The following is a 12,879-nucleotide window of genomic DNA, read 5'->3' as shown; positions in this document are numbered from 1 at the left end:
GAGCCGGGCGGCGGCGGAACGCGTCAGCTCCGGTTCATCCCAAATAACGACAGGGCGGTCGGCCAGAGCAAACAGGTCGCCCGTGCGCTCGTGAACCAGCGGCGCCAGCAACTCCCAACCGGGGAAGGCTGAGCCGTCGAGCGGAAGCTCGCGCGCGGAAACGCCTTCGGCCCTCAGCTTCTCGGCCAATTCCGCCAACAGAGAACGCGAGCGCTGGTACTCGGTCATGGGAAGCAGGGTGCATTCAGTGACCTTCAGGACGGAACGCTGCGATTCCACTTCAAAGCGGCGGATTGATTCGATCTCGTCGCCGAACGTCTCCAGCCGCACCGGCTTTGCTCCGGGAGAGAAGGCATCGATGATGCCGCCGCGGACCGAGTACTCGCCGACCATTTCGACCGGCTCATGTCTTTCGTAGCCGATACTCTCCAGATGCGCGATCAGGTCGTCCTGCGGGATCTCTTCGCCGGGCCGGAGGGTGATCGCCAACTGCCGATAGAACGCGGCCGGCTCAATGCGAAGGAGCGCGGACGCGATCGGCGTGATGGTGATCGGCACGCGCCGCGTAGCCAGGCGCCACAGACCGGCGGCGCGGCTTTCCTGAATCTCCGCATGCGGCGACATGTTCTGGCCCGGGAGAACATCGAGCGCCGGCAGCAACAGCGGCAGTTCGCGATCTTCCGACGGCAACAGCAGATGAAAGAACGTCTGGATGGCCTCGTGCAGCGCCTCGGTTTGTTTGTTTCCATCGGTGACGACCAACAACGGCCGCTCCGTCAGCTGATACAGCAGCACCAGATAGAGCGCCTTCGCCGTTGTGGAAAGACCCGAGATGGAGAGTTGCCCGGTATCCGGTGTTTTAGGACGGCCGACGCGGCGCAGCAATTCCTGGAAAGCCGGGTGGCGGCCAAGGTTGCTAAACAGGTCTCGAATGGAGGGATGAAACAAAACGTTAACGGGCGAGTATGGCTTCGACGATGCCGGTGGTGGAATATCCGGGTTCGAGGGCGAGCGCCTGCACCACGCCGCCCGAAGCTTCCACTTCTTCACGCCCGGCGATGAAGTGCGCCCAATCCGCGCCTTTGATCAGGACATCCGGCAAAACGGCGGCGATCAACTCGCGCGGGGTGTCCTCATCGAATAGCGTGACGGCATCTACGGATTCCAGCGCAAGAGCGATTTCGACGCGCTCCTTCTGGTCCAGCAGCGGCCGCAGCGGGCCTTTGTAGCGCTGCACGCTCGCGTCCGTATTGAGGGCCAGAATCAGAACGTCACCGAGCGAGCGCGCCTGTTCCAGCAAACGGATGTGACCGGGGTGCAGCAGGTCGTAGCAGCCGTTGGTGAATACCACGCGCAGGCCGCTCCGCTTCCATTGCTGGCGGGCTTGAATCAGTTCCGAACGGCTGTACTGTCGGGCCATCGTTTGTTGGCGCGCGGTCCGGATTGGAAGGCGTCGCGGCATTCTTTGGAGCAGAAGAAAGCGGTTCCGTCCGAGGTTGGGGCAGTAAAGGCAGTGCTCATCAGAACGAAGGTCCCGCAGACAGGATCTTTGCGCAGTTCACCGGACGTCTGAATGGCCGGATCCGATGGAGACCGGCGGCGCGACGGGCCAGGGTGGGAGATGCCGTCGACGATGCCTCCGCGAACGGACTGCCAGACCGATGCAATCACCGACCGCACCACTAGAAAGAAAACGATCAGTGATATGAACTCGCCGAGAAAACGCCACATGGCTGAAACCCCACAGTAATAGACGCGGGAAAACCGCGTCTCATTACAGATTACTCTGCCGGGGCCAGGTTACTTGGAAGTGGGCTTGGCGTTCGGATTCACATACTTGGTTGAAACCGCTCCGGTCATGGAAGCGAGCATGGCTTTCGCCGCCTCGGCGTTGACACCGTCGGGCTTCAACTGCAGATACTTCTGGAACGCTTCGATGGTGCCCGGGGGCGGTACGACTTTGCCATCCTTACCGATGGACGCTTTTGAAACCATGCAGACGCCGTACTGATATTGCGCGTCGGCATAGTTCGCGTCGGTGTCGATCGCCTTCTTGAAAGCGGCGCAAGCGGGGTCGTTTTGACCGCTATTCATCAGGACGGCGCCGAGGTTGTAGTAGTATTTCCCAGCATTGGACGGGTCGATCTGGGCGGCCTTTTCAATATTGGCCTGCATCTCGGGAATTTGTTTGGCTTTTCCAAGCGCCAGCGCGTAGTTGTTGTAATAAGCCGCTTCGGTGGGGGCGAGTTCGACGGCTTTCTTCCACGCCTCGAACTCCTTGTCACGCATAGCTTGCGCTTCGGCGGGCTTCGCCGCGGCGTTAGCTTCGTAAGCCGAGGCAAGCTGCGAGTAGATAACGGCCTGATTCGCGTCGACGGCGATCGCCTTTTCGAAGTTGGCGATCGCGTCGTCGTAGTTCTTCGCATCCATGGCGGCCTTGCCGGCGTTGTAAGCATCGCCCAAAGCCTTGTTCTTCGCGATGGTCGCTTCCCGCTCCTTGTTCTGCTTCTCGAACGCCGCCTTCTGTTCGGCGCTCATGCTGCGTTCCTGATCTTTGGAGAGCGTTCCCGTGGCAGCCGCGTGCGCCAATTCCTGAGACTGCTGCTGGCTGGCCTTGAGGTCGAAATTCTCGGTGATCGGGTCCCCGAGCTGCGTTCTGACTTTGTTGAGCTTGTCGGCCATTTTGCCGTCGATTTCGACGGTGATGTCGTACGTGCCGAGGGGCAGACCGTAGTGACCGTAATGGCCCTTCTTATCGGTCTTTACCTCGTAGTGACCCTTAATGTCGGTTCGATCGAACTTGACGACCGCGCCCTTGACGGGCTGTCCGTCGGCGCCTTTGACAATCCCTTCAACACCGGAAGTTTGCGCCGAAGCGAGTCCGGCAAAAACCACAAAAGCGCCCAGAAGGAGGGCTAGATTTCTAAATCGGGTGAGCATGAGCGGACCTCGCATTTTTTTGCTTTCTCAGCATACTACAAGGCGGATAGTTCGTAACCGGCGGCGGAGACGGCGATGGGCATCCACAGCGCGTTGCGCAGGCAGGCGGCGAACGCGGGCTGGACATCGAAGCCGTTCTCGTAGAAAACAAGGACCGCGGGACCGGCGCCGCTCAAAGTGCATCCGAGAAGACCCGGCGCGGTGCAGGCGAGAATCCTCTCCAGTTCCGGTACGAGCGCGGCGCGGTAGGGCTGATGGGCGCGGTCGTGCAGCGCGGTCCGAAGCGCGCCGATCGTCCCGGTGGCCAGGGCCGCGACCAGAAGCGCAGTGCGCTGTACGTTGAAGACGAGATCGGCGCGCGAATACATGTCGGGCAACGCCGCGCGCGACTTATGCGTGGCCAGGCTGCCGCCGGGAATGATCAACGCGAGCTTGCAGGATTCCGGCAGATCCAGGCGAATGGCGCACGTTTGGCCGATGGAGTCGGTTGCGCTCGCGACCAGGCCGCCGAGAACACAGGCGCCCACGTTATCCGGGTGGCCCTCCAGGCGCGCGGCTTCATCGAGAACTTGCGTGCGGGACCACGCGAGGTCGAGCAGCGCATCGGCGAGGACGACGCCGGCGACTAATGCGGCCGCGCTGGAACCGAGCCCCTTGCCCAGCGGAATCTGGTTTTGAATCTCGAGGTCGATGGCGGGAAGTTGACGGCCGAGGCGTGACGCCAGGCCGGTTGCGGTGGTCCAGATCAGGTTCGAGGGATCGCAGGGGATTTGCTCCGCGTCGCATCCGTTCACGCGGATTTGGAGTTGCGCTGCCGGGCGGAAGCGGCACTCGAGGTGGAGGTTCAGGGCGAGCCCGAGGGCATCGAAGCCGGGTCCGAGATTGGCGCTCGAAGCGGGGGCGCGCAGGCGCATGTTTACCAAACCACGCGCTTCAGCCCGCGCACTAGGTCGAAGTGAGCATCCCGGCTTATAACTGGTAATGAGTGTTGACGCGCGAGCGCGGCTATCCAGACGTCATTGCCGGGAATCGGGCGGCCATCGCGCTTCAACTGTCCGCGAATGGACGCGTACTCTCCCGCGGTCTCCTCATCAATACTCAAAACGCGGCAGTTAGAGACGACCTCCAGCAGCCATTTCCGGTAGTGAGCGCGGTTTCGCGATTGCTCGATTCCGTAACGGTATTCTCCGAGTACGATCACTGGGATTGCCAGCTGTGCGGCCTTCGAGAGAACCACCTCAAGCCGGGGATCGCCCTCCGCCATAGCCGACAAACAGTTCGTGTCCAGGATCAATTCAGATCCTCAGGCTCGATCCGGCGGAATTCATCATGGATGATCCGATTGATGCGCGCCGATTCTTTGCTGAGCATGCGCAATTTGCCGAATGATCGCATCCACGGCTTTTCTCCTGTCCCGGTCGCACTGAGTTTTTCGCTGAGGGCTTCGGAAACGAGTTCGCGAAAGGGGATGCCACGCCGCGCCGCAGCGGACTTCGCGCGTCTGAACAAGGGATCAGGGATTTCGAGAGTCGTCTTCATCTAAGCCATGGTCCCATATTTATGGCAATGAGGGGCGTAAGAGGTTCGCCGCCCCGCAGGTCTAAAAGTGGATACTTGCCGGGTTCGGATGCCGCGGAGCCAATTTACCAAGGCAAGTCGCAAAGTCCAGAGCCTCCGACAATACCTGAAGGACTTCTTCTTCAATGCGCCGGTAGATCGGCTCAAGGCCGAGACACCCGCACTGTGGCCCAACTCCGGTGAGCCGCCCTACTTGAACTCGAGCAGTTCTTTTTCTTTCGTTCGTGCCGCGGCTTCGATCTTCGCCATGTGAGCGTCGGTCAGCTTCTGGATTTCGTCCGTCGCGCGGCGTTCTTCGTCTTCGGCGATTTTCTTGTCTTTGAAAAGCTTCTTCACGTGCTCGTTCCCGTCCCGGCGAATGTTGCGGACGGCCACGCGGTGCTCTTCCGCAATGCCGTGCAGGCGCTTCACGATCTCCTTGCGCCGCTCTTCGTTCAAGGGCGGGATCGGCAGCCGGATCATCTTGCCGTCATTGGCCGGATTGATGCCGAGATCGGAGTTGCGGATGGCCTTTTCGATCGCGCCGATCTGCGAAATATCCCAGGGCTGGACGGTGATCATGCCCGGCTCGGGCACGTGTAGATTGGCCAGTTGGTTGAGCGGCGTGGGCGTGCCGTAGTAATCAACGCGGATGCCATCCAGAATGTTGACCGACGCGCGGCCGGTGCGCAGCGTGGACAGTTCGTGCTGGAAATCGGCCACGGCTTTTTCCATGCGAGTCTTGGACTGACTCTCGATTTCTTTGACAGTGTTCATGAGGATTAGACGATTGCGGTCCCGACGGGCTCGCCCATCGACACTCGCATTATATTGCCGGGCACGTTTAGATTGAAGACGAGAATCGGCAGCTTGTTGTCCCGGCACATCGCGATGGAAGTTGCATCCATCACCGCCAGCGAGCGGGCCAGCACTTCGGTGTAGCTGATTTCCTTGTACATCACGGCGTCGTCGAACTTCAGCGGGTCCTTATCATAAACGCCGTCGACCTTGGTCGCCTTCGCGATCACCTGCGCCTTGATTTCGAGGGCGCGCAGGACGGCGGCGGTGTCGGTCGAGAAATAGGGGTTGGAAGTGCCGGCGGCGAAAATCACGACGCGGCCCTTTTCCAAATGCCGGATCGCGCGACGGCGGATGTAGGGTTCGGCGACCTGGTGCATCTGGATCGCCGTCATCACGCGCGTGTGGACGCCAATCTGTTCCAACGCGTCCTGCAGGGCCAGCGAGTTGATGACCGTGGCCAGCATGCCCATGTGATCGCCCGTGACGCGATCCATGTTCTTGGCGGCCATGGCGACGCCGCGGAAGATGTTCCCGCCGCCGACGACCAGACCGACCTGCACGCCTTCTTTCGCGATGGCGGCAACTTCGCCGGCCAGGCCTTTGACGCGTTCCGGATCGATACCGAAAGCGGCGGGGCCGGCCATGACCTCGCCGCTCAGTTTCAGTAGAATGCGCTCGTACCGCGCCATGGATTATTCGGCCGCGGCGACTGTCGCAGCCGTGCCATCGCCGACTTTATAGCGCGTGAAACGCGCGATCGTGATGTTTTCTTTCAGCTTCGCGATCTTGCTCTTCACGATCTGATCGATGGTCATCGTGCTGTCTTTGACGAACGGCTGCTCGAGCAGGCAAACCTCTTCGTAGAACTTATCGAGGCGGCCTTTGATGATGGCATCGTGCGCACGCTGCGGTTTGCCCTCATTGATGGCGCGGTCGCGGGCGATCTCGATTTCCTTCTCGACCAGCTCGGGAAGCACGTCTTCCTTGCGCAGGTACAGCGGATTGGCGGCGGCGATGTGCATCGCGAGGTCGCGCGTCAGGCTGACGAACTCTTCCGTGCGGGCGACGAAATCCGACTCGCAATTCACTTCCACCAAAACGCCGAGCTGACCGCCCGGATGGATGTACGTGGCGATCACACCCTGCTGGGTGGTGCGGTTCGATTTCTTGTGGGCGGCCGCAATGCCCTTCTTGCGTAGAACTACTTCCGCTTCGGCCATGTCCCCGTTGGTTTCTTTCAGGGCGGCCTTGCACTCCATCATTCCGGCGCCCGTGCGGTCGCGCAGTTGCTTGACCTGGTGCGCAGAAATCTCCGTCTCTGGCATTTCTTGTTCCTCGATTTCGTTGGGGGCTTTCGTTTCTATCTCGGCGGAGCGGAGCTAGGCTCCGCTCTCCACCGTCGCCGGCTCAAGAGCCGGTTCGGTTGTTTCGGCGGCCGGTGGTTTACGCAGCGAGACCGATGGCAGGTCTTCGTCCATCAGGCTTTCGCGCATAATCTCCGCGGCATACTTTTCATCGACGTACTGGTTGTAATCCGTGATCGCATCTTCCGCCGGGGTCTCGTCGGAGACGATTTTTTCGCGATCGAAATCATGCTCGGTCGCCAGGGCGCGGCCTTCGACGACCGAATCGGCGATCTTGCTGGTGAACAGACGAATGGCCCGCAGCGCGTCATCGTTGCCGGGGATCACCCAATCCACTTCATCGGGATCGCAGTTGGTATCGACGATCGCGACGACCGGAATCCCAAGGCGCCGCGCTTCTTTGACCGCGATGGCTTCCTTGTTTGAATCGATGACAAACAGAAGATCGGGCAAACCGGGCATGTCTTTGATGCCGGCCAGATTCGAATCGAGATGCTTGCGCTCCCGTTCCAGCCGGATGACTTCCTTCTTGGGACGCGCCGCGTAGCCGCCGTCGGTCGCCATCAGTTCGAGCTCTTTGAGGCGCTTGATCGACTTCTGAACGGTCGTCATGTTGGTTAACAATCCGCCCAGCCAGCGCTGATTCACGTAGAACATCTGGCAGCGGTTGGCTTCTTCGGCGACGGCTTCCTGGGCCTGGCGCTTGGTGCCGACAAAGAGAACGTTCTTGCCTTGAGCGGCCATTTCGCCGACATATCGCGCGGCGTCTTTGAACAGCTTGAGCGTTTTCTGTAGATCGATGATGTAAATGCCGTTTCGTTCGCCAAAGATGTATTCCTTCATCTTTGGATTCCAGCGCTTGGTCTGGTGCCCGAAGTGAACGCCGGCTTCGAGCAATTCTTTCATACTAATTGCGGGCAAAAAATCTCCTGAACTTCGATTTAGCCTTTCTGAATGCCGTCTGAACAGCGCACGGTCCTAAGCGAGATTTGTGCGCGGGCAGCATCGGAGAGGGTTGTGAACAAACGTAGTTAAGGCCCGGAATGCAATCCGGGCCCGGGAACAAACACTTCTCCAGTTTAACGCTTCGAGAACTGGAACCGCTTGCGGGCGCCCTTCTGCCCGTATTTCTTGCGCTCGCGGGATCGTGCGTCGCGCGTGAGGAACCCGAGGCTCTTCAGTTTGGGACGAAATTCCGCGTTGAACTGAATGAGCGCGCGGGCGATACCCATGCGGACGGCTTCGGACTGACCCGCCACTCCGCCGCCATGCGCGAGAACGAGGACGTCGAACTTATCGAGAGACTCGGTCGCCTCCAGCGGTTGGCGAACGGGTCCGCGAACCGAATCGGTCGGGAAGTAGTTCTCGACCGGGCGTCCGTTGACCGTGATGGCGCCTGAGCCCGGACGGAGAAATACGCGGGCCACGGCCGTCTTGCGGCGGCCCGTGCCTAAATACTGAACTTGCTTGATGGCCACTATCTATTGAACCTTTCTGACATTACGCGACCGCGAGAGCTTTCGGCTGCTGCGCCTGATGCGGATGCTGAGCGCCTGCGTACACCTTCAGCTTGCGGTACATCTGCTTGCCCATCTTCGTCTTGGGGAGCATTCCGAAGATGGCGTCTTCCACCATGCGCTGCGGACGCGTGGCGCGGACCTTCCGGGCCTTCGTTTCGACGAGACCGCCGGGATATCCGCTGAAACTGCGGTAAACCTTCTGCTCGTCCTTACGGCCGGTCAGCTTCACATTCGCCGCGTTGATGACGATCACATGATCGCCGGTATCGATAAATGGCGTGTACGAGGGCTTGTGCTTGCCCATCAGGAGAAACGCCGCTCGGCTCGCCAACTTGCCTAAAACCACATCGTTAGCGTCGATTACATGCCAATCGCGAACGATGGCGGGCTTCGACGGGAACTCGGTACTCATGAAAACACACTTCTCCGGTTTCTATTCGTTCTTCGTCCAGCGTAGCCAATCGTTACCTGACTGTCAACTTCGCCGGATCGTCCAGACTATCCATTCCGACCAATTCAAGCGCGTTTACCTCGGCGTAATTCCGGACCGAGTTGAATTCGACGACGATTTTGCCCTGCGCGTTGGGCTGCACGTCGCTGAATGTGCGCTTGATGCCGCGATTCGAACCGCCCGCCGCCTTTGCAATATCGAAGTTCCGAAGAACCGCTTCACCATTCACGGAGACATTAAAGATCCGTGCGCCATCCTCGGAAACCTGGTTGGCGAAGGGCAGTCTGCTCCCGAAAAACGTCTCCGCGAAATACAACGTGAGCTGATACCGGCCCGGCGCGGCAGGAATGTAATAGGTGAAATTTCCGTAGCGCTCGCCCTCGAATAACGTCTTGTCCATCGTTTCCCGAACGCTATCCTTGCGCTCGACCAAATGGCCGCCGAGGACGTACTCGTCCGCCGACCAGACAGTCCCTCCGGTGTCGATCAGGGAAGACTTGCGGGCGACGATGCGAATCGGCCGCACGTGGCCGGGAGCATCAGCCAGAATTTCCATCGCGGTCAAAAGCGCCGGACCATTGATGGGATGGAAGCCGATATGAATTTTCCCGTCCCGGCCCCGCGCGATGTCCCGAAAAATGCGTTCGTAGAGGCGATTGGGGCCGCCGGCGTCGCTTAGCAGATCCACACCGCTGAGCACAGGTTTGCTGTTAACGTCCACCATGAAGCTGCGTCCGGCATCGTCGCCCGGCGCTTCAACCCCCGGCGGTTCCACAAAGTAGAGGTGCAATTCGTAGGTTCCGGCCCGTACGGGAACGTCGTAGCGGAAATCGCCTTCTCGCAGCGCGTGCACAAAACGCGGGTCGGGGACACAATCGAATCGCGCGCTGCCGGCCAACAGGACCGAACGGCCGCCATGGTAAAAGGCGTCGGGCTGCCATGTCCGCCCCTGGCGATCTTGAAACGGCGGCCCGTGATAGCCGGCGAGCGTTCGAAACTCGCTCGGGACCTCAACGGCAGAGCCCGTCCAAACCTCGTCTTTGCCTTTCGCGGAAGGTGTTCTGATGGCGCGCAGTCCCAGCGAGAGTGCGATGGCGCAGAGGGCAATAAACGCCGCGGCGGCGATCCACGATCGGAATCCCCGGATGCCGCGGGGTGGGCGATGATCCGCTGCGCCGGCGTCGCTGGAAGCGGCTTCCACGGCTGGTGAATCCGGGACCGCCGCGGCAGGCGCGATAGCGGGTTCAGCTCCAATCGTCGATTCCGCGGCATGCCCGTTGTGAATGAACCGCGGCGCATATTGCCCGTTCGGAATCTCGATCCGAATCGAGTGCGCGGCGCCCTCGGTCTCGTAGAACTCCTTGAGGCGCTTGCGCAGCTTATGAGCTTCGACCCGGACGATCGAGTCCTTCTTCTGGTCGAAATCGGAAGGACGGCCGAGCGCTTCGACCGCGACGTTGTATTCCTTGATCTGATCGCCTTGGCCTTCGAAGTAACGATCGCAAGAGTACCGGAGAATCCTGGTTAGATTCGGGGCGCGGTTAAAAACCCCCGATTCAAGCAGAGCCTCCACCTCGGCCCGTTCTGCCGACCGGTTCTCAACAGATTGCATTCTGGCGGCCTAGTATATCAATGTAAACGGCGGATTAACAGCGGTCCCGTGCGCGAAAATCACCGTTAACTGAGCCTATTTTTCAGTAGTTTACAGCGTTAACCATCGGAAATGTCTTCGTTCACCCCAAATTCTTGCGCAACGCGGGTAGAACAAATAGACTAGTGCCGTTCCGTTTGAAGCAACGTTGCTGTAGGAAGGGTATGTCCGCATGAACGCGAAAAATGTTACTCGGATCGTCGCATGTAGCTTGTTTTTCATCCTCAATAGTCATCTTCTCCGGGCGCAATCCATTTTCGGAAGCATCACCGGGACGGTGACCGACGCCAGCGCGGCCGTTGTTCCCAACGCGAACGTCACTCTCCGGAATGTAGCCTCGGGTGACGAACGCGTCGCCAAAACGAATAACGACGGCTACTACTCCTTCTCGTCGGTACCGACCGGTAAGTACAACATCCTGGTGGAATCGCCCGGATTCGAACGGGAAGAGTTGACCAACGCCGAGATCCTGAGCGCGTCGGACTTGAATTTCGACTTCCATCTAAAGGTCGGCACCGCGACGGAAGCGATCGAGGTTTCAAGCGCCGCCGAGCAGATCATCCCGGTGGATTCCGGCGAGAAGTCGATCGTGTTGACCCAGAAGCAGCTCCAGGACTTCACCATCGTCGGCGCGAACGCGGCCGAGTTCATTAAGATTCTCCCCGGTTTCGCCGTGCGCAACAATGGCGACCCGACGCGCACGGGGACGGACTACAAAGGCGACATTATCGGTATCAATGGAAACGGCGATGGGGGAAGCCAAAGTCCGCTGAACGGAGCTTTCGTCGCGAATGGCACCGGAGTGAACAATATCGATATCACGGCCGACGGCGCCCACGTTTCCGATCCGGGTTGCAATTGCGCGACGCCGGTCAACCCCAACACCGACATGATCCAGGAGTTCAAGGTGTTGACCTCGAACTTCAGCGCCGAGAATTCGAAGGGCCCCATCGTCATCAACTCCGTCTCGAAGGCGGGCGGCCGCGATTTTCACGGCGAGGCTTATTTCTATGCCCGCGACTACGTGATGAACTCGAACAACTGGATCAATAACTACACCGACACCGCGCGGCCGGACAGCAAGTACTTCTATCCGGGCGCGAACATCGGCGGTCCGGTACTGATCCCCGGAACGAAATTCAACCGGAATCGCGACAAGCTCTTCTTTTTTACGGCGTTCGAGTTCTACGATCAGACGCTGGATACAGGGTTGCTCGGCGCGACGGTCCCGACAGCAGCCGTGCGTACCGGCGACTTCAGTCCCGCATCGTTGGCGGCATTTGGAAGCGTGACGGCCAGCGGCGCCCCGGCTTCGGCGCTTAGCGCCTCGGCGCTTGCGATGTATCCCGGCGGGATCATACCTCCGTCGTTGATCAACCCCAGCGGCCAAGGACTGATTAACCTGTTCCCGCAGCCGAACGCAAACGCAAATGCGACGGGCGGGTATAACTACGTGATTGATGAAGTGTTCCCGCAGAATTCCTGGCAGTCCCTATCCCGCGTGGATTACAACATCAGCGACAACACGAAGCTTTTCGTCCGCTACAACCTGCAGCGGGAGACGCAGGAGTTTCCGGTGAGCCTATGGTGGCGAAACGCGGATTCCGTGCCCTATCCGACACCGGTTCTCGGTAAGAACGAGTCGCAGTCGGTTTCCGCCAGCTTGACGCACGTCTTTAACCCGACACTGTCCAACGAATTTGTGTTCGGGTACAGCTATATCGACTTCCCCAACGTTTTTCAGGATCCTTCCAAAGTAAGCCGAACCGCTCTGAATATACCCTTCACGGGAGTTTTCAACAACGGGGTTGCCCAAGTGCCATCCATGACAGGTTGGGGCGGCAGCGAATTCGCAACTATCTTCAACCCGGGAGGATTTGAAGCGGGCGGCAGCCAGGGCCTTTTCGCCAAGAAGGATCTCCCCTCCGCTAGCGATAACCTTTCCAAGGTATGGGGAACCCACACCGCGAAGTTCGGCGTCTACTACGAGTTCGTAATCAATGACCAACCCAATAACGGATATACGAACGGACTGATTCAGGAAGCGAACTGGGCCGGCGTCACGGGTAACCCCTACGCCGACTTGCTGACCGGGTACGTTGGCGGGTATCAAGAACAGAATTTCAACAACCTACACAACGAGGCTTATAACACCATTGAGTTTTTCGCTCAGGATAACTGGAAGGTGACCCGCCGCTTGACGGTCGATTACGGTTTGCGATTCTCCCACCTGGGTCCCTGGTATGACCGTCAAGGCTACGGTTTTGCGGTTTGGGAACCGAGTCAGTACGTTCCGACTTCTACGGAAGCTTCGGGCACGGGATTCGAATGGAATAAGAAAGATTCTTCGATTCCGCTTTCAGGTTTTCCGAGCCGCGCGCTTTACTATGGCCCGCGCGCCGGCCTTGCTTACGATGTGTTCGGCACGGGCAAGACCGTAATCCGCGGCGGTTGGGGCAAGTTCTACTACCACAATGCGCAGTTCACGCAGGGTCTGGACCAACCGGTAGGCGTGGAGTCGCCGAGTTTTGGAGCCATGAGCTTTGCCGCGCTTGAGAACGTCAACGTGGGAACGCAGCCTTTCAATACCGGCGC

General features: G+C 59.4%; 14 protein-coding genes and 1 pseudogene. 1 reads left to right on the top strand and 14 read right to left on the bottom strand.

What is annotated here, in order from left to right; all coding sequences use genetic code 11:
• The 14 genes and pseudogenes from H1Y01_RS01445 to H1Y01_RS01380 form a co-directional block, all read right to left on the bottom strand.
• A pseudogene (locus H1Y01_RS01445) lies at positions 1 to 948 on the bottom strand (transcription-repair coupling factor); the annotation flags it as partial.
• 4 nt (positions 949 to 952) lie between these two features.
• Positions 953 to 1,420 carry an adenylyltransferase/cytidyltransferase family protein gene (locus H1Y01_RS01440; RefSeq protein WP_180538317.1) on the bottom strand — a complete coding sequence of 156 codons (468 nt, stop codon included), beginning with the start codon at positions 1,418 to 1,420 and terminating at the stop codon, positions 953 to 955.
• Complete coding sequence (locus H1Y01_RS01435) at positions 1,390 to 1,731, bottom strand: hypothetical protein (protein ID WP_180538316.1); 342 nt, start codon at positions 1,729 to 1,731, stop codon at positions 1,390 to 1,392. The genes H1Y01_RS01440 and H1Y01_RS01435 overlap by 31 nt, the downstream gene beginning before the upstream one ends.
• A 69-nt stretch (positions 1,732 to 1,800) precedes the next feature.
• Positions 1,801 to 2,940 (bottom strand): carboxypeptidase regulatory-like domain-containing protein, encoded by a 1,140-nt coding sequence (locus tag H1Y01_RS01430; protein WP_180538315.1) that lies wholly within the window; start codon positions 2,938 to 2,940, stop codon positions 1,801 to 1,803.
• Positions 2,941 to 2,975: 35 nt separating this feature from the next.
• Positions 2,976 to 3,854: a homoserine kinase gene (thrB, locus tag H1Y01_RS01425; protein WP_180538314.1), complete on the bottom strand. Its 879-nt coding sequence runs from the start codon at positions 3,852 to 3,854 to the stop codon at positions 2,976 to 2,978.
• A 2-nt stretch (positions 3,855 to 3,856) separates the two neighbouring features.
• Positions 3,857 to 4,234 (bottom strand): type II toxin-antitoxin system VapC family toxin, encoded by a 378-nt coding sequence (locus H1Y01_RS01420; protein ID WP_180538313.1) that lies wholly within the window; start codon positions 4,232 to 4,234, stop codon positions 3,857 to 3,859.
• Complete coding sequence (locus H1Y01_RS01415) at positions 4,231 to 4,479, bottom strand: antitoxin (RefSeq protein WP_180538312.1); 249 nt, start codon at positions 4,477 to 4,479, stop codon at positions 4,231 to 4,233. The genes H1Y01_RS01420 and H1Y01_RS01415 overlap by 4 nt, the downstream gene beginning before the upstream one ends.
• A gap of 228 nt (positions 4,480 to 4,707) precedes the next feature.
• A complete protein-coding gene (gene frr / locus H1Y01_RS01410; RefSeq protein ID WP_180538311.1) occupies positions 4,708 to 5,274 on the bottom strand; it encodes a ribosome recycling factor in 567 nt (188 codons plus the stop codon).
• A 5-nt stretch (positions 5,275 to 5,279) separates the two neighbouring features.
• Complete coding sequence (gene pyrH, locus H1Y01_RS01405; protein WP_180538310.1) at positions 5,280 to 5,987, bottom strand: UMP kinase; 708 nt, start codon at positions 5,985 to 5,987, stop codon at positions 5,280 to 5,282.
• Between the two features lie 3 nt (positions 5,988 to 5,990).
• Entirely contained in the window at positions 5,991 to 6,623 is a 633-nt protein-coding gene (tsf, locus tag H1Y01_RS01400) for a translation elongation factor Ts (RefSeq protein ID WP_180538309.1), read from the bottom strand.
• Positions 6,624 to 6,677: 54 nt separating this feature from the next.
• The gene (gene rpsB, locus H1Y01_RS01395) at positions 6,678 to 7,583 is read right to left on the bottom strand and encodes a 30S ribosomal protein S2 (protein ID WP_180538308.1); all 906 of its coding nucleotides are present in this window, start codon (positions 7,581 to 7,583) and stop codon (positions 6,678 to 6,680) included.
• 158 nt (positions 7,584 to 7,741) lie between these two features.
• The gene (rpsI, locus tag H1Y01_RS01390; protein ID WP_367399754.1) at positions 7,742 to 8,140 is read right to left on the bottom strand and encodes a 30S ribosomal protein S9; all 399 of its coding nucleotides are present in this window, start codon (positions 8,138 to 8,140) and stop codon (positions 7,742 to 7,744) included.
• A 22-nt stretch (positions 8,141 to 8,162) separates the two neighbouring features.
• Positions 8,163 to 8,594, bottom strand: coding sequence for a 50S ribosomal protein L13 (gene rplM, locus H1Y01_RS01385; RefSeq protein WP_180538307.1), 432 nt, complete (start codon positions 8,592 to 8,594; stop codon positions 8,163 to 8,165).
• Between the two features lie 52 nt (positions 8,595 to 8,646).
• Positions 8,647 to 10,245, bottom strand: coding sequence for a malectin domain-containing carbohydrate-binding protein (locus H1Y01_RS01380; protein WP_180538306.1), 1,599 nt, complete (start codon positions 10,243 to 10,245; stop codon positions 8,647 to 8,649).
• 211 nt (positions 10,246 to 10,456) lie between these two features.
• On the opposite strand from H1Y01_RS01380, the gene H1Y01_RS01375 reads away from it, so the two are divergent.
• On the top strand, positions 10,457 to 12,879 hold a 2,423-nt coding region (locus tag H1Y01_RS01375), incomplete at its 3' end, for a TonB-dependent receptor (RefSeq protein ID WP_180538305.1).

It is taken from the genome of Nevskia soli (assembly GCF_903970205.1).
GTDB lineage: Bacteria > Acidobacteriota > Terriglobia > Bryobacterales > Bryobacteraceae > Bog-113.
This window is presented reverse-complemented; position numbering and strand designations above follow the sequence as displayed.

Bases quoted from the DNA above. Each gene is read 5' to 3' on its own strand.
- H1Y01_RS01435 (WP_180538316.1), bottom strand. From the start codon at position 1,731: ATGTGGCGTTTTCTCGGCGAGTTCATATCACTGATCGTTTTCTTTCTA.
- H1Y01_RS01430 (WP_180538315.1), bottom strand. From the start codon at position 2,940: ATGCTCACCCGATTTAGAAATCTAGCCCTCCTTCTGGGCGCTTTTGTG.
- tsf (WP_180538309.1), bottom strand. From the start codon at position 6,623: ATGCCAGAGACGGAGATTTCTGCGCACCAGGTCAAGCAACTGCGCGAC.
- pyrH (WP_180538310.1), bottom strand. From the start codon at position 5,987: ATGGCGCGGTACGAGCGCATTCTACTGAAACTGAGCGGCGAGGTCATG.
- rplM (WP_180538307.1), bottom strand. From the start codon at position 8,594: ATGAGTACCGAGTTCCCGTCGAAGCCCGCCATCGTTCGCGATTGGCAT.
- H1Y01_RS01415 (WP_180538312.1), bottom strand. From the start codon at position 4,479: ATGAAGACGACTCTCGAAATCCCTGATCCCTTGTTCAGACGCGCGAAG.
- frr (WP_180538311.1), bottom strand. From the start codon at position 5,274: ATGAACACTGTCAAAGAAATCGAGAGTCAGTCCAAGACTCGCATGGAA.
- thrB (WP_180538314.1), bottom strand. From the start codon at position 3,854: ATGCGCCTGCGCGCCCCCGCTTCGAGCGCCAATCTCGGACCCGGCTTC.
- H1Y01_RS01380 (WP_180538306.1), bottom strand. From the start codon at position 10,245: ATGCAATCTGTTGAGAACCGGTCGGCAGAACGGGCCGAGGTGGAGGCT.
- H1Y01_RS01440 (WP_180538317.1), bottom strand. From the start codon at position 1,420: ATGGCCCGACAGTACAGCCGTTCGGAACTGATTCAAGCCCGCCAGCAA.